Here is an 18,672-nt window from a genome sequence, read left to right as displayed (position 1 = left end):
GTGCGAGTCGCTTCCCTGCCTGCCCGTCGAGGCGCCCGTGCGGGCCTCGCTGCCGCCGTGGGCGTCGCCGTGCTGCTCGTCTCGGCCGGCTGCAACTTCATCAGCCCCCAGGCGACGACCAAGCAGTACGACGCGAGCGACGGCCGCAGCCTCACCATCGGCGACCTCGCGGTGCGCAACGCCATCGCGCTCACCGACGACGGCACCGAGGCCAGCCTCGTCATGACCCTGATCAACAGCGGCGGCGACGACATCTCCGTGACGGTGCAGTACCCGACCGCCGACGGCGACGACCAGACGCAGGTCGTGGAGGTGCCCGCCTCGAGCGAGGTGCGCCGCGGCACCCAGCCCGACCAGCCGCAGCTCGTGATGAGCGACGTCGACCTCACGCCCGGCCAGCTCGTCGAGGTGTTCTTCCAGTACGGCACCGAGACCGGCGACACGCTCGGCGTGCCCGTGCTGACCGGCGCGCTGCCCGAGTACTCGACCCTGCTGCCGACGCCGGTGCCGAGCGGCTCGACCGAGGCACCGAGCGGCGAGTCGACCGGCGAGTCGACCACGCTCCCCTCGCCCGAGGACGGCACGCCCTCGGCCACGCCGACGCCGTAGCGCACCGACCACGATGCCCGAGGGGCCCGGCACCGCAGCTGCGGTGCCGGGCCCCTCTGCATGGGTCGGGCCCGCGTGGGTCGGACCTGCGCGGGTCAGGCCTCGATGCGGTAGCCGAGCCCGCGCACCGTCACGAGCGCCTTCGGCTCGGAGGGCACGGGCTCGATCTTCGACCGGATGCGCTTGATGTGGACGTCGAGCGTCTTGGTGTCGCCGAAGTAGTCGGAGCCCCAGACGCGGTCGATCAGCTGGCCGCGCGTGAGGACGCGACCCGCGTTCCGCATGAGCAGCTCGAGCAGCTCGAACTCCTTGAGGGGCATGGCGACGTCCTGGCCCCGCACCGTCACGACGTGGCGCTCGACGTCCATGCGGATCTCGCCCGCCTCGAGCATGCCGTCGCCGAGGTCGTCGCCGTCGTCGGTGCGGCGTCGCAGCACCGCCCGGATGCGCGCGAGCAGCTCACGCGTCGAGTAGGGCTTCGTGACGTAGTCGTCGGCGCCCAGCTCGAGCCCCACGACGATGTCGACCTCGCTGTCCTTCGCGGTCAGCATGACGATCGGCACCTGCGAGCGCGACCGCAGCACGCGGCAGACCTCGGTGCCCGGGATGCCCGGGAGCATGAGGTCGAGCAGGACGAGGTCGGCGCCGCCGCGGTCGAAGGCGGCGATGGCCGAGGGGCCGTCGTCGGCGACGGTGACGCGGTAGCCCTCGCGCTCGAGGATGAAGGCGAGGGGCTCGCTCAGCGACTCCTCGTCCTCGACGATAAGGATGTGCGTGGTCATCGGGTGTCTCCTCGTGGGGTGGCCGGGACGGGGACGCTGCGGGTGTCGGGGCGGGCCTCGAACTCGGGCAGGCGGATGGTGAAGGTCGAGCCGCTGCCGACCTGCGACCAGACGCGCACGTCGCCGCCGTGGTTCTGGACGACGTGCTTGACGATCGAGAGGCCCAGGCCGGTGCCGCCGGTGCGGCGCGATCGGGCCTGGTCGACGCGGTAGAAGCGCTCGAACACGCGGTCGAGCTCGTCGTCGGCGATGCCCCAGCCCTGGTCGGTGACGGCGATCTCGACCGAGCCGCCGTCGGCGTTCGTGCCGATGCCGACCCGCGACCCGTCGGGCGAGTAGGCGATCGCGTTCGCGACGAGGTTGTCGACGGCGGTCACGAGCATGGTCTCGTCGCCGAGCACCTGCGCGTGCTTGCCGCCGCGCACGACCAGCGAGATGCCGCGGGCCTCGGCCCCCACCCGGTTGCGGTCGACGGCGGTGTCGACGACGCTTCGCACGTCGACGGGCTCCGACGACTCGAGCGCGTCGGTCGCCTGCAGGCGCGACAGCTCGATGATGTCCTGCGTGAGGCGGCCGAGGCGGTCGGCCTCCTTCGTGAGGCGGCCGGCGAAGTGGCGGACGCGCGCCGGGTCGGCCGAGGCCGCGTCGAGCGCCTCGGCGAGCAGGCCGACGGCGCCGATCGGGGTCTTGAGCTCGTGGCTGATGTTGGCGACGAAGTCGCGTCGCATGTCGTCGAGCCGTCGGCCCTCGGTGTGGTCCTCCGCGAGCACGAGCACGTACCGTCCGCCGAGGGGCGCCGCACGGACGCCGAGGGCGACCGTGGCCTCGGAACCGGGGAGGCGCGTGAGGGTGAGCTCCGCCTCCTGCGGTTCGCCGTGCCTCCGCGCCTCCGTCACGAGGTGCTCGAGCTCGGGGTGGACGAGGTGCTCCCCGGCCGAGACCAGGCCGAGCTGGCGGGCGAACGGCGAGGCCTTCAGCACGTTGCCCGACGGGTCGACGACGAGGCCGGCCGAGCGGATCGCGTCGAGCACGGCGTCGATGCCGTCGGGGAGGGTCGTCTCGACCAGCGCGGCCACCCGCGCGGCGCGCTGGTGGGCGGCGACCACGACGAGCACGACCGCGGCGCCCACGAGCGCGCCGAAGGCGAGCGCCGACGGCACCAACCAGGCTGGTTCCATGTCGTTCACGATACTGACCCCCGGACGGCGGCCCCGACCGCGGTCGGCTCATGGGCTGTACTTTGGTGATTGTTCAGGCGAGCGGCACCGTTCGTTAACCTTCACCGATGAGAGTCGTCTGGACTGTGCAGGGCGGCTCCGCCCGACAGGCGGGGCGCGCCGCCCCACCCCGGACACCCGGAACGACGAGAGGCCCGATCACCACATGCGCGAGGTATTCCAGCAGGAGCTGCAAGAGGTCCAGGAGCGCCTGGTCGAGATCGCCTCGCTCGTGGCCGTGTCGATCGAGAACGCCACCACCGCCTTCAACGAGTCGAACGTCACGCTGGCCGAGAAGGTCATCGCCGACGACGACAAGATCGACGCGCGCGCCATCGCCCTCGACGAGCTCGCCATCGACATCCTCGCCCGTCAGAACCCGGTCGCCCGCGACCTCCGCATCGTCGTGAGCGCCCTGCGCATCAGCTCGTCGCTCGAGCGCATGGGCGACATGGCCGAGCACATCGCGCAGCTGGCCCGCTACCGCTTCCCCGAGAAGGTCGTGCCGAAGTCGCTGCGCCCGACCTTCCAAGAACTGGGCCGTCTCGACGTCGCCATCGCCAACAAGCTCACCGAGCTGCTGACGACGGAGGACGCCCGCCTCGCGGAGGAGATCCGCAACGACGACGACCGCATCGACGAGCTGCACCTCAGCGTCTTCGACAAGGTGCTCGGCGAGACCTGGAAGGGCGCCGCCGTCGACACGGTCGACTCGACCCTCGCCTCGCGCTACCACGAGCGCTTCGCCGACCACGCGGTCTCGATCGCCAAGAAGGTGCAGTACCTCGCCACCGGCGACTGGGTCGCCCCCGAGGCCTGAGCCCGGCCGAGCGACGCCCGGGAGGCGCGGGTCCCGAGATCGGGGCCCGCGCCTCCGGCGTCCCCGGGCGTCCGGCGGGCCGGGCGTTCTGCGGGAGGATGGGCGGATGGCTTCAGTCGCGATCCTCGTCAACGGTCTGCCCGGGTCGGGCAAGACCACCGTCTCGGCCACCCTCGCGGGCGTGCTGGGCTGCCCGCTGCTCGCCGTCGACCCCGTGCAGGAGGCGCTGGCCGACCTGGCCGGGCCGATGATCGACCCGGCGGCGCTGGCCCGCATCGCGGCCGACACGGTCTGGGCCATGGCGGGCGAGGTCGAGGCCGGCGTCGTCGTCGACTCGTCGTGGGGACGCACGCGCGACCTCGACCGGGTGCGCCAGGGCATCGCCCGGGCGGGCGCGCCCCGCACCCTCGAGGTGTGGTGCGACGTCGACCCCGAGGTCGCCCTCGCCCGGAGCACGGCCCGCGTCGAGGGCGGCGGCCGCCACCCCGCGCACGGCACGGCCGACGAGCTGCGGGCCGCCTGGCCCGACCGCGTGGCCGACGCCGGGCCGCTCGACGCCTGGCCGGTGCTGCGCGTCGACACGAGCGGCCAGGTCGACGTCGACGACCTCGTCGTGCGGATCAGCCAGCACTTCGTCTAGACGGCACGAGGCCCGCACCTGCTCGACGCAGGTGCGGGCCTCGCTGTAGCTCTGGTCGTCGCTACTTCTTGCCCTGGTTCGCGACCGCGGCAGCGCCGGCCGCGGCGGCCTCGGGGTCGAGGTAGCGGCCCGGGCCGATGGGGCGGAAGTCGTCGTCGAGCTCGTAGACGAGCGGGATGCCCGTGGGGATGTTCAGCTCGGAGATCTCGTCGTCGCTGATGCCGTCGAGGTGCTTGACGAGCGCGCGCAGCGAGTTGCCGTGCGCGACCACGAGCGTGACGTCGCCGGCGGCCAGGCTCTCGGTGATGTCGCTCTCCCAGTAGGGGATCATGCGCTCGATGACGAGGGCGAGCGACTCGGTGCGGGGGGCGTCGACGCCGAGCTCGGCGTAGCGCGCGTCGTGCGCCTGCGAGAACTCGCTGTCGTCGTCGAGCGGGGGCGGCGGCACGTCGAACGAGCGGCGCCAGGTCTGGAACTGCTCGGGGCCGTACTGCTCGAGCGTCTGCGCCTTGTCCTTGCCCTGGAGGGCGCCGTAGTGGCGCTCGTTGAGGCGCCACGAGCGCTTGACGTCGATCCAGAGGCGGTCGGCCTCCTCCAGCGCGATGTCGGCGGTCTGGATCGCGCGGGTGAGGCGCGACGTGTAGAGGACGTCGGGCAGCAGGTCGTGCTCGAGCAGCAGCTCGCCGGCGCGCTTCGCCTCGGCGCGCCCCTGCTCGGTGAGCCGCACGTCGACCCAGCCGGTGAAGAGGTTCTTGGCGTTCCATTCGCTGTTGCCGTGTCGCAGGAGGATGAGCGTCGAAGTCATTGCTCCAGCGTATCGCTGCGCCTCGGTGCGAGACTTGGGCCATGCCCGTCGGATCCGTCACCCGCGGCACCACCGGCACCAACCGCCTCCGTCGCGTCGACCGGTGGATCGCCGCCCACCCGGTCCTGCGCCGCGCCGACGACCCGCTCGTCGTCGACCTCGGCTACGGCGCGAGCGCGACCACTCCCCTGGAGCTGCATCAGCGCCTCCGGCGGGTGCGGGCCGACGTCGAGGTGGTCGGCATCGAGATCGAGCCCGAGCGCGTGCGGCTCGCGTCGCTGTCGGCGCGGCCCGGGGTGTCGTTCCGGCTCGGGGGGTTCGAGGTGCCGCTCGACGGCGGCCGTCGCCCCGCCGTGATCCGCGCGCTCAACGTGCTGCGGCAGTACGACGAGTCGCAGGTGGCCGCGTCGTGGCAGCTCATGACGTCACGCCTGCAGCCCGGCGGAGTTCTCGTCGAGGGGACGTGCAACGAGGTCGGACGCGTCGCGAGCTGGGTCGACGTCACGACCGAGGGCCCGCAGTCGTTCACGATCTCGCTGCGGCTCGCGTCGCTCGAGGTCCCGTCGGTCGTCGCCGAGCGACTGCCGAAGGCATTGATCCACCGCAACGTGCCGGGCGAGCGCGTGCACGACCTGCTCGTCGACCTCGACCGGCAGTGGGCGGTGGCCGCCCCGCTCTCGGTCTACGGGCCGGTGCAGCGCTGGCTGGCGACCGTGCAGGGGCTCCGCGACGCGGGGTGGCCCGTGCAGCACGGACGGAGCCGGTGGCGGCTGGGCGAGCTCACGGTGCCGTGGACGGCGGTGGCGCCGCGCGACTGAGGTCGGCGCGGCCCGGCGCAGCGGGGGTCGGCACGGCGGGGTGGGCGCGGCTGAGGTCGACGCGGCTGAGGTCGGCGCGGCCCGGTCAGACGACCGCGAGGCGTGCCCGGGCCTCCGCGTGGTCGAGGCCGGTGGCCATGAGCAGGTCGATCACGAGCGGTCGCAGCATGAGCACGACGATGGCCTCGGTCACCGGGGCGCCCGGCGCGACGACGGCGGGGTCGAGCCGACGGGCCACGGCCGTAAGCGCGTCGCGGGCGACCGGGCCGCGCTCGACGTCGACGACCGAGCGGCCCAGCTCGTCGACGGCCCGGGCGGTGCTCTCGAGCAGGTCGGCGAGGCCCAGGCGGTCGCGGCCGTCGCCGAGCGACGTGTCGACGCGACGGGCGATGACGCGGAGGTTGCGCACGGCCAGGTCGACCTGCTGCCGGAGGTGCTGCTGCTGCCGGAGCGACGGGAGCCTCGACCGGAGGAACGGCGAGAGGCGCGAGATCGACAGCGCCGACTCGAGCGTCGACGCCCAGTCGTCGAGCAGGGGCTGGGTCGAGCGCAGGCGGCGCAGGGCCTCGTCGGCCCGGCGCACGTCGTCGGTGCGCACCCCGGCGACCAGGGCGGCGAAGGCGGCGTCGACCTCGGCGAACAGCCGTCGGGCGTCGGCCCGGGCCAGCCCGATCGGGTCGCGGGGCACGATCGCCGTGACGGCGAGGGCGACCGCTCCCCCGACGGCGCCGTCGACGCTGCGGACGAACGGCCCGCCGTCGGGGTCGGGCAGCAGCATGACGAGCATCGACTGGGTCGCCGCGGCCGCGACGAAGGCGCTGCTCGGCGACGCGAAGCGCGCGACCGTCAGCACGACGGCGAGCACGACCGCCACCTGCCAGATGCCCTTGCCGAGCACGAGCAGCAGCACCTCGCTCAGAGCGATGCCGATGAGCACGCCGACGGCGTTCTCGAGCACGACCCGGGGCCGGGCGTCGCGGGCGAGCCCGAGCGACGAGATGGTGATCGTCACGGCCAGCAGCGGGATCGCGTGGCCGAGCGCCAGGTGCGTGATCGCGTACGACGCCGACGCCGCGACGACGATCTGCACGACCGCCGGGAACGAGCTGATCGTGCGGCTCGTCGCCGCCCGGGGGTCGAACCGGCCGGAGGCGCGGCTCAGCCCCCGACGCAGCGCGCCCGCACGGCCGGTCGCCACCTCGGCCTAGCGGCGGACGGCCCCCAGGCGCGGCAGCCGGGGCACCCCGGCGGCGGCGCCCGCGGAGGCCGGCACGATCGTCTGCTGGGCGGCGGCGACGACGGTGTCGGCCGAGAGCACCGCGAGGGGCGCGGTCTCGTCGGTGGTGCGCTTGACGAGCGCGAGGGCCACGGGGCCGAGCTCGTGGTGGACGGCGACGCTCGTCACGTGGCCGACCGCGGCGACGTCGTCGAGCCCGGGGCCGGTGGCGCCGGTGGCGCCGCTGGCCCCGTCGAGCGCCTCGCGGGCGACGGCCATCGTCACCACGCGGTCGCCCGGCGACGGCAGGACCGAGTCGGAGCCGTCGAGGTGGAGCATCACCAGGCGCCGCGGCGGGTGCCCGATGTTGTGGACCTTGGCCACGGTCTCTTGCCCGCGGTAGCAGCCCTTCGCGAGGTGGACGGCGCTGCGGAGCCAGTCGAGCTCGTGCGGGATGCTGCGCTCGTCGACCTCGGTCGACAGCCGCGGCCGCCAGGCCTCGATGCGGAGGGCCTCGAGCGCGAGCGTGCCCGCGGCCGGGACGTCGGAGTCGGCCAGCGCCGCGAGGTCGCTGCGCAGCACGAGGGTCTCGCGGTAGGTCCAGGCGCGGCCGGGGTGCGTCTCGGGATCGGCGTAGCCGTGGCCGCCGACGGCGACCTCGTGCCACGGGTCGAGCCAGACGACCGGCACGCCGGCAGGGGCCAGCACGGCGACGGGCAGCGGCACCTCGGCGAGCGAGCCCAGGGTCGCGACGTCGGGCGTGCGGTCGGCGACCTCGACCCGGAGCATGAAGCGCATGCGGTCGAGCCACGCGCGGAGCGGCTCGGTCTCGTCGCGGTCGACGAGCAGCCAGGCGGTCTCGCCGTCGTCCACGACGCGGGCCGCGTGCTCGAGCCGGCCGTTCGCGTCGAGCAGCAGGGTCTCGGCGGAGGCGCCGGGCGCGAGCCCGAGGAGCGCCTGGCTCGTCAGCGAGTTCAGCCAGCTCAGGCGGTCGGGGCCGGATACCGTGACGACCCCCCGGTCGGAGAGGTCGACGATCGCGGCGCCCCGGGCCAGCGCCCGCTGCTCGGCCACGGGTTCGCCGTAGTGCCCGGCCACGCCGCTGCCGTCGTCGACGAAGCCGGGACGGCGGGAGAAGGGGCTCGGGGCGACCCGCGCGACGGGCTCGACCGGGGCGTCAGTCAACGCGCGCCAGCCGACCCGACGCGTGGGTGCGGAGCTCCTGCCCGAGGGCCGCGATGTCCCACGCCCAGAGCAGGTGGTTCTCGACCAGGCCGTACATGCGCGTCGCCGCCGAGTACTCTTTCGCGTTGCTCGACCGGAGCACCGCGTCGGTGGACAGGTCGATGCGCGGGCCCTTGACGCGGCCGAGGTAGAGCTCGTTGACGCCGGTCGGGTGGACGACCTGCACCTCGAGGCCGAAGCCGTCGTCGGGACGCCGGAGGATCTCGACCGTCTGCGCCGACGTGAAGGGCTGGACGCCCTGGCCGGGCAGCATGCCCGGGCCGCGGTCGCCGACCTCGGCCGGACGCTCGAGGCGCCAGTAGCCGCTCTCGCTCGCCAGCGGCGTGCGCTCGTCGTCGAGCAGCCACGTGAACGAGCTGTAGTTGAGGTAGGGCAGCCCGTCGTGGCTGAAGCTGATCCGCTGGCCGAACTCGTGGGTGCGGCGGACGGCCGGAGGCGCGCCGTCGATGGGAGCGTCGGGATCGCCGTCGCCGATCTTGTAGTCGACGACGCCGGTGCCCTCCCACACGCCGAGGAGCCACGACAGCGGGACGATCTCGGCCGGCAGGTCGGTGGGGATGTCGATCACGGGTCTAGCGCTGTCCCTTGAACAGCTTGACCAGGACGACGACGGAGACGAAGGCGATCGACAGCGACGCGAGGCCGAGGAGCCCGATGTAGAACATCTCGAGGGCGAGCAAGGAATCCATGGGGAGAGCCTACCTGCGAGCCCCCGTCGGCGACAGCGGGCCGGGGGCGGTTCCCGGCCGGTCGGGAGCGTCGGGCCGGAGTTGCCGGACGGCGTGACGCGTCTGAACGTGAGGGGTCAGCGCGTGAGGGGTCAGCGCGTGAGGGGTCAGCGCGTGAGGGCGAGGACGAGGGTCGTGACGGCGAGGATGACGAGCGAGCCGCAGAGCGCGAGCATCGTGCGCGAGACGAGGCCGTCCTTCTCGCTGGCGGCGAGCTGCAGCACGAAGGTGACGATGATCGACCCGGCGAGCGCCAGGGGCAGGTAGCCCGCCCAGTCGTCGCCGGCGACCACGCCGATGACGACGGCCGCGACGAGCGTCAGCAGCCAGACGGGCGCGATCGTGAGGGGCTTGAGCCGGGCGAGGCTCGTCGGGGTGCTGGCGTCGACCGGTGCAGTCACTGCGTCGTCCTCGCGTCGGGACCGCCCGTCGCGGGGTGGTCGGTGTGGGTGCCGCTCATGTTTTAGACTGCCGGACAGTACATCAACTGGAGGTCCGTGTGGCGCAGCTGTTGGTCCTGACCTCTGCGGGCGGTCCCGAGGTGCTCCCGGCCCTCGCCCTGCTCAGCCACCGTACCCGGCAGATCCCCGCCGAACCCGCACAGCTGGTGAACGCCCCGTCGTCCGACCTCATCTTCGTCGACGCCCGCGCCGACCTCGCCAGCGCCAAGTCGCTGTGCAAGATCCTGCGCACCACCGGCGTCACCGTGCCGCTCGTGCTCGTGCTCACCGAGGGCGGCCTCACCGCGGTCAACTCGGAGTGGGGCGTCGACGACGTCATCCTCGAGACTGCGGGCCCGGCCGAGGTCGACGCGCGCATCCGCCTCGTGACCGGCCGCCTGGCCCAGTCGCAGGCCGGCTCGAAGATCCACGCCTCCGGCGTCGTCATCGACGAGGCCAGCTACTCCGCCAAGGTGCACGGCCGGCCCCTCGACCTCACCTTCAAGGAGTTCGAGCTGCTCCGCTTCTTCGCGACCCACCCGTCGCGCGTCTTCACCCGCGAGCAGCTGCTCAGCGAGGTGTGGGGCTACGACTACTTCGGCGGCACCCGCACGGTCGACGTGCACGTGAGGCGCCTCCGCGCGAAGCTCGGCGACCTCGAGTCGCTGATCGGCACCGTGCGCAACGTCGGCTACCGCTTCAACGTCTACGACGACGACACGACGCCGGGCCTCAGCTCGTGAGCGACCTCGGCGACGACGGCCCGGCGCTCGTCGAGTCGATCGGACGCGCCGCGCAGGCCGCCGACGGCAGCCCCCCGTTCAACGACCAGGCGATCGTCGACGTGCGCGCCGGCCGGGCCCGCGTCGTCGGCGACCGGCACGCCGTCGCCGTGCTGCGCGCCGCCGATGACGGCACCACCGAGGTCGAGCTCGCCGTGCACCCCGACCATCGCCGCCAGGGCCTCGGCGCCCTCCTCGTGCAGCGCGTGGTCGACGACACCGAGGGGCCCCTGGCGTTCTGGTCGCACGGCGACCTGCCCGGGGCGCGCGTGCTCGCCGCACGGTTCGGGCTCGAGGCGACGCGGCGGCTGCTGCAGCAGCGGGCGCCGGTGCAGGCCCGCACGCCGCGCCTCCGCGACGGCGACCGCGTCTCCGCCTTCCGGCCCGGCACCGACGACGCGGCGTGGCTCGACCTCAACGCCCGCGCCTTCGCCGACCACCCCGAGCAGGGCTCGCTGGTGCAGGCCGACCTCGACGCCCGCATGGCCGAGCCCTGGTTCGACGCCGACGACCTGCTGCTGCTGCGGCGCGGCGACGACCTCGTCGCCTCGTGCTGGCTCAAGGTCGACGCCGACCAACCAGCCGAGTTCTACGCCGTCGCGGTCTCCCCCGACCACCAGGGCGAGGGCCTGGGAGGCGCGGTGGTCGACGCCGGCCTCGCCCGCCTCGCCGAGCGCGGCGCCGACGTCGCGGCGCTCTACGTCGAGGGCGACAACGAGCCGGCGCTGCGGCTGTACGCGGCACGCGGCTTCACCGACCACGCGGTCGACGCGCGGTGGGCCCTGCGGCGCTGACTCCGCGGCACGGCGGGGGCGCGCCTCCTCGTGGGGTACAGATCGTCACCCGATCTGCAGGGCAGGCACGGTTCGCCGTGCCCGCTCCCAGCGAACGGGAGTGGATTGAGGCACCACGTCCTCCCGGGACGATGCTGACCAGCCTCACCACCTCTCAAGGAGCACACCATGAACCCCGTCAAGTTCCTCTCCGACCTCGGCCTGCAGAGCAAGCACGCCTACTGGGGCGGCTTCGCCTCCATCGTCATCGCGCTCGTCGCGTGGCTCGCCTCGCAGGGCAAGGACTCGAGCGACAAGGCCCAGTCCGACCGCTGGGGCATCTTCATCGGCCACTGGGCCCCCACCTTCTTCGCGCTCGGCCTCGCGCTGAAGAACGAGGAGAAGTAGCTCCCGCCGCAGCACCGCACCACCCGTGGTCCCCGAGGACGACGTCGCCGACGCGATGTCATCCTCGGGGACCATCGTCGTGCGGGGCTTCGCCCTGGCCGGCGTCCTCTTCGCCGACGTGCCGAGCATGGTGCTGCTCGGCATCGACGCCGACGGCCAGCGATGCAGCGAGGGCATGCGGGCGAGCGTGCTCGACCGCTGGGTGTTCCCGCTGCTGGTCGACTCCCGCTTCGTGCCGACCTTCTGCTTCGTCTTCGGGCTTAGCCTGCAGCTGATCGTCGACTCCGCCCGGCGGCGCGGGGTCAGGCCGTGGTGGCCGCTGCTGCTGCGCCTGGGGTCGCTGCTCGTCGTCGGCGTGCTGCACGGCCTGCTCTGGGGCGGCGACGTGCTGCGGGTCTACGCCGTCGCGGCGCTCGTGCTGCTGCCCCTCGGCCGCATGGCCCTGACGAACCACCTGGGCGCGACCGTCGTCGTCATGGCCTTCGCGCACCTCGTGCCGGCCGTCGGGTGGCGGCAGATGGTCGACTCGCAGGCGGTGGTGCCGCTCGCGGTCGCGGTGCTGGCGGCGCAGTCGCTGCTCAGCCGCCTGCGGCTGCGGCGCTGCTCGCACGGTCCGGTCGGGTGGGCCTGGCGGAGCGTGACCTGGCGCCGGCGCGCGCCGACGCGGGGCGGGGTGCTCTGACTCCTCCCCAGGCGCATCCACGGGCAGCCGTCACGAGGCGTTCACCGGCGGGGACACCAGCGGGCCACCGCGTAGGGCACGATGTAACGATGGACAGCGAACCACGCGTCGACGGCGCCGGCGTCACCCCCGATTTCCTCGACGACTACGACGAGATCGTCAGCTTCGAGGACGGCACCCTGCCGGCCGAGCGGTACCTCGACCGCGAGCTGAGCTGGCTCGCGTTCAACCAGCGCGTGCTCGAGCTCGCAGAAGACCCGACGACGCCGCTGCTCGAGCGGGCGAACTTCCTCGCCATCTTCGCGAGCAACCTCGACGAGTTCTTCATGGTGCGGGTCGCCGGCCTCAAGCGCCGCATCGCCACCGGCCTCGCCGTGCCGACCAACGTCGGGCGGGGCCCGAACGAGGTGCTGGCCGACATCAACGCGAAGGCCCACGACCTGCAGGAGCGCCACGCGCGCGCCTTCCTCGACCTCGTCAAGCCCGACCTCGACGACGCCGGCATCCACGTCGAGAAGTGGTCCGACCTCGAAGAGGCCGACCGGGTCCGCATGCGCGAGATCTTCACCGAGCAGATCTTCCCGGTGCTCATGCCGCTGGCCGTCGACCCGGCGCACCCCTTCCCCTACATCTCGGGCCTCTCGCTCAACCTGTCGATCCGGGTGCGCAACCCGAAGACGATGCGCCAAGAGTTCGCGCGCCTCAAGGTGCCGCAGATGCTGCCGCGATTCGTCCAGCTGCCCGACAACGACAGCGGCCGCGTGCGCTTCATCCCCCTCGAAGACCTCATCGCGAACCACCTGCAAGACCTCTTCCCGGGCATGGAGGTGGTCGAGCACCACGTCTTCCGCGTCACCCGCAACGAGGACGTCGAGGTCGACGAGGACGAGTCGGAGAACCTCATCCAGGCCCTCGAGCGCGAGCTGCTCCGCCGCCGCTTCGGCCCGCCGATCCGCCTCGAGATCACCGACGACATGGACCCGGTCACGCTCGAGCTGCTCGTCCGCGAGCTCGACGTCACCGACCAGGAGGTGTACCGGCTGCCGGCCCCCCTCGACCTCGCCGGGCTCTTCGAGATCACGAAGATGCCGCGCTCCGACCTCAAGTACCCCAAGCACCTGCCGCAGACGGCGCTGCAGCTGCAGCCGACCGAGCCGAACATGAAGCCCGACATGTTCGCGAGCATCGCCCGCCGCGACATCCTCGTGCACCACCCGTACGAGTCGTTCGCGACGAGCGTGCAGGCCTTCCTCGAGCAGGCCGCGGCCGACCCCAATGTGCTCGCCATCAAGCAGACGCTCTACCGCACCAGCGGCGACAGCCCGATCATCGAGGCGCTCATCGACGCCGCCGAGTCGGGCAAGCAGGTGCTCGCCCTCGTCGAGGTCAAGGCGCGCTTCGACGAGCAGAACAACATCACCTGGGCCCGCAAGCTCGAGAAGGCCGGCGTGCACGTGGTCTACGGCCTCGTCGGGCTGAAGACCCACTGCAAGCTCGCGCTGGTCATCCGCCAGGAGAAGGGCACGCTCAAGCACTACACGCACATCGGCACGGGCAACTACAACCCGAAGACGAGCCGCATCTACGAAGACATGGGCCTCTTCACCGCCGACGACCAGGTCGGCAAGGACCTCACGCGGCTGTTCAACGAGCTCTCGGGCTACGCCATCGAGAAGAAGTTCAAGCGGCTGCTCGTCGCGCCGCGCTACCTGCGGCGGGGCCTGCTGAAGCAGATCCAGAACGAGATCGAGCACGCCCAGGCGGGTCGCGCCTCCGGCATCAAGATCAAGATCAACTCGATCGTCGACGAGCAGATCATCGACGCGCTCTACCGCGCGAGCCAGGCCGGCGTGCCGGTCGACGTCTGGGTCCGCGGCATCTGCACCATCAAGCCCGGGCAGCCCGGCCTCAGCGAGACGATCCGCGTGCGGTCGATCCTCGGCCGGTACCTCGAGCACTCGCGGCTGTTCTGGTTCGCGAACGACGGCGACCCTCAGGTGTTCATCGGCAGCGCCGACATGATGCACCGCAACCTCGACCGTCGGGTCGAGGCGCTCGTGCGCCTCACCCAGCCCGACCACCTCGACGAGATCGCCTCGCTCTTCGACAAGGCGATGTCCGACGAGACCGCCTCCTGGTGGCTCAGCGCCGACGGCAGCTGGACCCGTCACGCCCGCGACGAGTCGGACGCCCCGCTCGTCGACCTGCAGAACGCCCTCATGAAGCAGATCACCCAGCGCAAGAAGAGCAGCCGGTGACGGCGGCCTCCACCACCGTCGTCGCGGCCGGGGCCGTGTGCTTCCGCCGCGTGGGCGCCGGCGTCCGCGTGCTGCTCATCCACCGCGACCACCACGGCGACGTCTCGCTGCCGAAGGGCAAGGTCGACCCCGGCGAGTCGACGCCGCAGACGGCCGTACGCGAGATCCACGAGGAGACGGGCTACCGCGTCGCCCTCGGGGCGCCGCTCGGGACGGCGGAGTACGTCATGCCCGGCGGCCGCGACAAGGTCGTGCACTACTGGGCCGCCGAGGTCACCGACGCCGAGTTCGAGGCGGCGGGCAGCTTCACGCCCAACAGCGAGGTCGGCGCCATCGAGTGGGTCGGGCTCGCCGACGCCCGCGCGAAGCTCACCTACGAACGTGACGCCGAGGTGCTCGACCGCTTCGCCGACCGCGTCGCGCGCGGCGCCGACCGCACCTTCGCGCTCGTGGCGCTGCGGCACGCGAAGACGATCTCGCCGCACGACTGGAGCGGCTCCGACGCCACGCGCCCGCTGCTGCCCCAGGGCCGCAAGCAGGCGAAGGCGATCGCCCCCGCCGTCGCCGCCTGGGCGCCGCGTCGCATCGTGAGCAGCACCGCCGCGCGGTGCCTCGCCACCCTCGAGCCCCTCTCCGCCCTCACCCACGTCGGCGTGAAGCAGACCGACGCGCTGAGCCAGGACGCCTTCGAGCGCCACGACGACGACGTGCCCGCCGTCGTGGCGAAGCGCCTCAAGAAGCGGGTGTCGGCGGTGTTCTGCACCCACGGCCCCGTGCTGCCCGAGCTGATCCGACAGATCGCCACGGGAGCGAAGGGCGGGCACCGGCTCGACCTGCGTCGCGCCTCCTCGTTGGGGCCGTCCGAGTACACGGTGCTGCACCTGGCCGTCGACGACCTCAGCCTGGTCGCCGTCGAGACGCACGGGCCGGTCGGCTGACATCGCCCATGCCCGTCCGGGCCCCCGTCGCCGCAACGCGGCACGGGGGCCCGCGTGCGTCCGGCACGTACCCCGGGGGCCCGCCGCCGGGCCGCTGCGCCGGCCGATGTTCCCCGCTCGTTCACCTCCCGTTCACCGAGGCAGACGACCGTGGTTAACCCCCCGACGTAGCGTCACGCAGGGGCCTGCACCGGCCCCTGCACACAGCCACCACACTCCCGAAAAGGAACCTCTGTGAACTTCAAGCGCACCGGCAGCATCTTCGCGATCGCCGCGGTCGGCACCATGCTCCTCGCGTCCTGCGCATCCAACGAAGGCGGCTCCGGCACGGCTTCCGAGGGCTCGTCCGACCTCTCCGGGACGATCGCGGGCATCGGCGCCTCGTCGCAGCAGTCGGCCCAGGAGGCCTGGACCGCCGGCTACCAGACGATCAACGAGGGCGTCACCGTCAACTACGACCCCCAGGGCTCGGGCGGCGGCCGCGAGAGCTTCATCTCGGGAGCGGCCGACTTCGCCGCCTCCGACCGCGCGTTCACGACCGACGAGATCTCGTCGAGCACCTTCGCGGGCTGCACGCCCGACACCGGCATCGTCGAGCTGCCCGCCTACATCTCCCCCATCGCGGTGGTCTTCAACCTCGACGGCGTCGACGAGCTCAACCTCTCGCCCGCCGTGCTCGCCGGCATCTTCAGCGGCTCGATCACCTCGTGGGACGCCCCCGAGATCAAGGCCGACAACCCCGACGCCGACCTGCCCAGCACGGCCATCACGGCCGTCCACCGCTCTGACGACTCGGGCACCACCGAGAACTTCACCGACTACCTCAACAAGACGGCCCCCGACGTGTGGACCGCCGAGGCGGACGGCGTGTGGCCCTTCGAGTCCGGCGAGGGCGCGAACCAGACCTCCGGCATGATCGACGCCGTCACCAACGGCACCGGCACCATCGGCTACGCCGACGCCTCGCGCGCCGGTGACCTCGGCGTCGCCAAGGTCAAGGTCGGCGACGAGTTCGTCGGCTACTCGGCCGACGCGGCCGCCGCCATCGTCGACGAGTCGCCCGAGGAGGAGGGCCGCACCGACGGCGACATCGCGATCGCCCTCGACCGCACCTCCGACGCCGACGGCGTCTACCCGATCGTCCTGGTCAGCTACCTGATCGCCTGCGAGTCGTACGAGGACGCCACCCAGGGCGAGCTCGTCAAGTCGTACCTCTCGTACGTCACCAGCGAGGAGGGCCAGAAGGTCGCGGCCGACGCCGCGGGCTCGGCTCCCATCTCGAGCTCGCTGAGCGAGCAGGTCGCCTCGGCCATCGAGCTCATCAAGTAGCACGGCACCACCCCGAGGGCCCGGGAGCGCATCCACTGCGTTCCCGGGCCATCGGCCTGACACGGTCGGACCACCCGATCGACACCCGAACACCGAGCACCCGGAGGACCTCGTCCGATGACCGCCCCCGCCACCACCGAGGTGAAGGCACCGCCCGCGCTCCGCGCGAAGAGCCGCCCCGCCGACCGGATCTTCTCGGGCAGCACCGTCGCCGCGGGAGGCCTGATCCTCGCCATCCTCGCGGCGGTCGCGATCTTCCTCGTCGTCCAGAGCGTCGCCGCCATCGTCGCCGACCCGGCCGACATCAGCCTCTCCGGCTTCCCCGACTCGTTCTGGGCCTACGTCGGCCCGCTCGCGTTCGGCACGGTCTACGCCGCGGCGCTCGCCCTGCTCATGGCCCTCCCCGTGGCCATCGGCATCGCGCTCTTCATCTCGCACTACGCCCCGCGCAAGCTCGCGCAGGGCCTCGGCTACGTCATCGACCTGCTGGCCGCCGTGCCGTCGGTCGTCTTCGGGCTCTGGGGCGGCATCGTCCTCGCCCCCGCGATCCAGCCGTTCTACTCGTTCCTGGTCGACAACTTCGGCTGGTTCCCGCTCTTCTCCGGACCCGTCTCGGGCACCGGGCGCACGCTGCTCACCGCCTCGATCGTGCTGGCGGTGATGATCCTGCCGATCATCACGGCCCTCAGCCGCGAGGTCTTCCTCCAGACGCCGACGCTCCACGAGGAGGCCGCCCTGGCCCTCGGCGCCACGCGCTGGGAGATGATCCAGATCGCCGTGCTGCCCTTCGGCCGCCCCGGCATCATCTCGGCCTCGATGCTCGGCCTGGGCCGTGCCCTCGGCGAGACGATGGCCGTGGCGCTGGTGCTCTCGCCGGCCCTCGTCATCAACCCGGCCATCCTCACCTCGACGAACTCGTCGACGATCGCCGCGAACATCGCCCTGCGCTTCCCCGAGGCGCACGACATCGGCATCAACACCCTCATCGCGACGGGCCTCGTGCTCTTCGTCATCACGCTGATCGTCAACTCGATCGCCCGCCTCGTCATCAACCGCCGCAAGGCCTTCTCCGGAGCGAACTGATGGCCACCACCACGGCGACCCGCCCGCGCGCCGCGTCGCGCACCGTCAACACCCTCACGACCGGCCGGCTGCCGAAGGCCGCCCCGTTCGTCATCCTGCTCGGCAGCTGGGTCGTCATGGGCGTCGTCTTCGCCCTGCTGGCCGCCGCCGAGGTCACGGACGGCTTCACCTGGGTGCCCGCGATCATCCTCGGCACCGTCCTGTACGCGGTGCTCGTCTTCGTCATCGCCTTCCAGGTCGAGGGCATCCGCCGCGCGAAGGACCGCGTCGTCACGACCGCGGTCACGGCGGCCTTCATCATCGCGCTCGTGCCGCTCGTCTCGGTGCTCGTCACGGTCGTGAGCTCCGGCGCCGCGCGCTTCGACGGCAACTTCTTCTCGATGTCGATGCGCAACGTCGTCGGCGCGGGCGGCGGCGGCCTCCACGCCCTCACCGGCACGCTGCTGATCACGGCCCTCGCCGCCGTCATCTCGGTGCCGATCGGGCTGCTCACGGCCATCTACCTCGTCGAGTACGGCCGCGGCCGCCTGGCCCGCGCGATCACCTTCTTCGTCGACGTCATGACGGGCATCCCCTCCATCGTCGCCGGCCTGTTCGCCTACGCGCTCTTCGTGATCTTCTTCGGCGAAGGCGTCCGCATGGGCGCCGCCGGCTCGGTCGCCCTGGCCGTGCTGATGATCCCGGTCGTCGTGCGCAGCACCGAGGAGATGCTCAAGCTCGTGCCGAACGAGCTGCGCGAGGCCGCCTACGCCCTCGGCGTGCCGAAGTGGCTCACGATCGTCAAGGTCGTGCTGCCCACGTCGATCGCCGGCATCACGACGGGCGTCATGCTCGCCGTCGCCCGCGTCATCGGCGAGACGGCCCCGCTGCTCATCACCGCCGGCTTCACGGCGAGCATGAACTACGACCTCTTCGACGGCCGCATGCAGTCGCTGCCCGTCTTCGCCTACAGCTCGTACGTGAGCCAGGGCACGGACGCCGCCGCCTACCTCGACCGCGCGTGGACCTCGGCCCTGACGCTCATCCTGATCGTCATGGCGCTCAACCTGGTCGCCCGCTTCATCGCGCGCGCCTTCGCCCCCAAGCTCGGCCGCTGACG

At 72.4% G+C, this 18,672-nt stretch carries 20 protein-coding genes; 13 read left to right on the top strand and 7 right to left on the bottom strand.

Annotated elements, in window-relative coordinates; all coding sequences use genetic code 11:
• The gene (locus EDF38_RS10145; protein ID WP_148061486.1) at positions 1-609 is read left to right on the top strand and encodes a hypothetical protein; all 609 of its coding nucleotides are present in this window, start codon (positions 1-3) and stop codon (positions 607-609) included.
• Between the two features lie 95 nt (positions 610-704).
• On the opposite strand, the gene EDF38_RS10140 is transcribed toward EDF38_RS10145, so the two are convergent.
• The gene (locus EDF38_RS10140) at positions 705-1,391 is read right to left on the bottom strand and encodes a response regulator transcription factor (RefSeq protein WP_123355321.1); all 687 of its coding nucleotides are present in this window, start codon (positions 1,389-1,391) and stop codon (positions 705-707) included.
• Entirely contained in the window at positions 1,388-2,569 is a 1,182-nt protein-coding gene (locus tag EDF38_RS10135; RefSeq protein WP_123355320.1) for a cell wall metabolism sensor histidine kinase WalK, read from the bottom strand. The genes EDF38_RS10140 and EDF38_RS10135 overlap by 4 nt, the downstream gene beginning before the upstream one ends.
• A gap of 205 nt (positions 2,570-2,774) precedes the next feature.
• On the opposite strand from EDF38_RS10135, the gene phoU reads away from it, so the two are divergent.
• Both phoU and EDF38_RS10125 read left to right on the top strand, forming a co-directional pair.
• Entirely contained in the window at positions 2,775-3,428 is a 654-nt protein-coding gene (gene phoU / locus EDF38_RS10130; RefSeq protein WP_123355319.1) for a phosphate signaling complex protein PhoU, read from the top strand.
• Between the two features lie 106 nt (positions 3,429-3,534).
• Complete coding sequence (locus tag EDF38_RS10125) at positions 3,535-4,068, top strand: AAA family ATPase (RefSeq protein WP_123355318.1); 534 nt, start codon at positions 3,535-3,537, stop codon at positions 4,066-4,068.
• Between the two features lie 61 nt (positions 4,069-4,129).
• Here the strand turns inward: EDF38_RS10125 and EDF38_RS10120 are convergent, their stop codons facing one another.
• A complete protein-coding gene (locus EDF38_RS10120) occupies positions 4,130-4,873 on the bottom strand; it encodes a phosphoglyceromutase (protein WP_123355317.1) in 744 nt (247 codons plus the stop codon).
• 41 nt (positions 4,874-4,914) lie between these two features.
• Here EDF38_RS10120 and EDF38_RS10115 point away from each other — a divergent pair, with 41 nt between their 5' ends.
• Positions 4,915-5,691, top strand: coding sequence for a class I SAM-dependent methyltransferase (locus EDF38_RS10115; protein WP_123355316.1), 777 nt, complete (start codon positions 4,915-4,917; stop codon positions 5,689-5,691).
• A gap of 85 nt (positions 5,692-5,776) precedes the next feature.
• On the opposite strand, the gene EDF38_RS10110 is transcribed toward EDF38_RS10115, so the two are convergent.
• The 4 genes from EDF38_RS10110 to EDF38_RS10095 form a co-directional block, all read right to left on the bottom strand.
• Positions 5,777-6,889 carry an aromatic acid exporter family protein gene (locus EDF38_RS10110; protein ID WP_148061485.1) on the bottom strand — a complete coding sequence of 371 codons (1,113 nt, stop codon included), beginning with the start codon at positions 6,887-6,889 and terminating at the stop codon, positions 5,777-5,779.
• Between the two features lie 6 nt (positions 6,890-6,895).
• Positions 6,896-8,092, bottom strand: coding sequence for a folate-binding protein YgfZ (locus EDF38_RS10105; RefSeq protein WP_123355314.1), 1,197 nt, complete (start codon positions 8,090-8,092; stop codon positions 6,896-6,898).
• Positions 8,085-8,720 carry an FABP family protein gene (locus tag EDF38_RS10100; RefSeq protein ID WP_123355313.1) on the bottom strand — a complete coding sequence of 212 codons (636 nt, stop codon included), beginning with the start codon at positions 8,718-8,720 and terminating at the stop codon, positions 8,085-8,087. Before EDF38_RS10100 ends, EDF38_RS10105 begins: the two co-directional genes overlap by 8 nt.
• A gap of 267 nt (positions 8,721-8,987) precedes the next feature.
• Positions 8,988-9,281 (bottom strand): hypothetical protein, encoded by a 294-nt coding sequence (locus EDF38_RS10095; RefSeq protein WP_123355312.1) that lies wholly within the window; start codon positions 9,279-9,281, stop codon positions 8,988-8,990.
• 98 nt (positions 9,282-9,379) lie between these two features.
• Between EDF38_RS10095 and EDF38_RS15905 the strand changes: the two genes are divergently transcribed.
• The 9 genes from EDF38_RS15905 (at position 9,380) to pstA (ending at position 18,670) form a co-directional block, all read left to right on the top strand.
• Positions 9,380-10,063: a winged helix-turn-helix domain-containing protein gene (locus EDF38_RS15905; protein WP_199734690.1), complete on the top strand. Its 684-nt coding sequence runs from the start codon at positions 9,380-9,382 to the stop codon at positions 10,061-10,063.
• Positions 10,060-10,896 (top strand): mycothiol synthase, encoded by an 837-nt coding sequence (mshD, locus tag EDF38_RS15900; RefSeq protein ID WP_158613351.1) that lies wholly within the window; start codon positions 10,060-10,062, stop codon positions 10,894-10,896. Before EDF38_RS15905 ends, mshD begins: the two co-directional genes overlap by 4 nt.
• A gap of 168 nt (positions 10,897-11,064) precedes the next feature.
• Positions 11,065-11,283, top strand: a complete 219-nt coding sequence (locus EDF38_RS10085) for a hypothetical protein (RefSeq protein WP_123355311.1) — start codon at positions 11,065-11,067, stop codon at positions 11,281-11,283.
• Positions 11,284-11,308: 25 nt separating this feature from the next.
• Positions 11,309-11,965, top strand: a complete 657-nt coding sequence (locus EDF38_RS10080; RefSeq protein WP_123355310.1) for a DUF418 domain-containing protein — start codon at positions 11,309-11,311, stop codon at positions 11,963-11,965.
• Between the two features lie 89 nt (positions 11,966-12,054).
• Positions 12,055-14,223: an RNA degradosome polyphosphate kinase gene (locus EDF38_RS10075; RefSeq protein ID WP_123355309.1), complete on the top strand. Its 2,169-nt coding sequence runs from the start codon at positions 12,055-12,057 to the stop codon at positions 14,221-14,223.
• Positions 14,220-15,161, top strand: coding sequence for an NUDIX domain-containing protein (locus tag EDF38_RS10070; RefSeq protein WP_123355308.1), 942 nt, complete (start codon positions 14,220-14,222; stop codon positions 15,159-15,161). The genes EDF38_RS10075 and EDF38_RS10070 overlap by 4 nt, the downstream gene beginning before the upstream one ends.
• A gap of 234 nt (positions 15,162-15,395) precedes the next feature.
• The gene (locus EDF38_RS10065; RefSeq protein WP_233572384.1) at positions 15,396-16,490 is read left to right on the top strand and encodes a phosphate ABC transporter substrate-binding protein PstS; all 1,095 of its coding nucleotides are present in this window, start codon (positions 15,396-15,398) and stop codon (positions 16,488-16,490) included.
• Between the two features lie 117 nt (positions 16,491-16,607).
• Entirely contained in the window at positions 16,608-17,573 is a 966-nt protein-coding gene (gene pstC, locus EDF38_RS10060) for a phosphate ABC transporter permease subunit PstC (RefSeq protein ID WP_123355307.1), read from the top strand.
• The gene (pstA, locus tag EDF38_RS10055; protein WP_123355306.1) at positions 17,573-18,670 is read left to right on the top strand and encodes a phosphate ABC transporter permease PstA; all 1,098 of its coding nucleotides are present in this window, start codon (positions 17,573-17,575) and stop codon (positions 18,668-18,670) included. The genes pstC and pstA overlap by 1 nt, the downstream gene beginning before the upstream one ends.
• Positions 18,671-18,672 lie beyond the last annotated feature (2 nt).

The organism is Frigoribacterium sp. PhB160 (assembly GCF_003751785.1).
Classification (GTDB): Bacteria; Actinomycetota; Actinomycetes; order Actinomycetales; family Microbacteriaceae; genus Frigoribacterium.
Note: the sequence above shows the minus strand (reverse complement) of the source record. Positions and strands in the feature narration are given on the sequence as shown.

Bases quoted from the DNA above. Each gene is read 5' to 3' on its own strand.
- EDF38_RS10135 (WP_123355320.1), bottom strand. From the start codon at position 2,569: ATGGAACCAGCCTGGTTGGTGCCGTCGGCGCTCGCCTTCGGCGCGCTC.
- EDF38_RS10125 (WP_123355318.1), top strand. From the start codon at position 3,535: ATGGCTTCAGTCGCGATCCTCGTCAACGGTCTGCCCGGGTCGGGCAAG.
- phoU (WP_123355319.1), top strand. From the start codon at position 2,775: ATGCGCGAGGTATTCCAGCAGGAGCTGCAAGAGGTCCAGGAGCGCCTG.
- EDF38_RS10140 (WP_123355321.1), bottom strand. From the start codon at position 1,391: ATGACCACGCACATCCTTATCGTCGAGGACGAGGAGTCGCTGAGCGAG.
- EDF38_RS10075 (WP_123355309.1), top strand. From the start codon at position 12,055: ATGGACAGCGAACCACGCGTCGACGGCGCCGGCGTCACCCCCGATTTC.
- EDF38_RS10120 (WP_123355317.1), bottom strand. From the start codon at position 4,873: ATGACTTCGACGCTCATCCTCCTGCGACACGGCAACAGCGAATGGAAC.
- EDF38_RS10115 (WP_123355316.1), top strand. From the start codon at position 4,915: ATGCCCGTCGGATCCGTCACCCGCGGCACCACCGGCACCAACCGCCTC.
- pstA (WP_123355306.1), top strand. From the start codon at position 17,573: ATGGCCACCACCACGGCGACCCGCCCGCGCGCCGCGTCGCGCACCGTC.
- EDF38_RS10085 (WP_123355311.1), top strand. From the start codon at position 11,065: ATGAACCCCGTCAAGTTCCTCTCCGACCTCGGCCTGCAGAGCAAGCAC.
- pstC (WP_123355307.1), top strand. From the start codon at position 16,608: ATGACCGCCCCCGCCACCACCGAGGTGAAGGCACCGCCCGCGCTCCGC.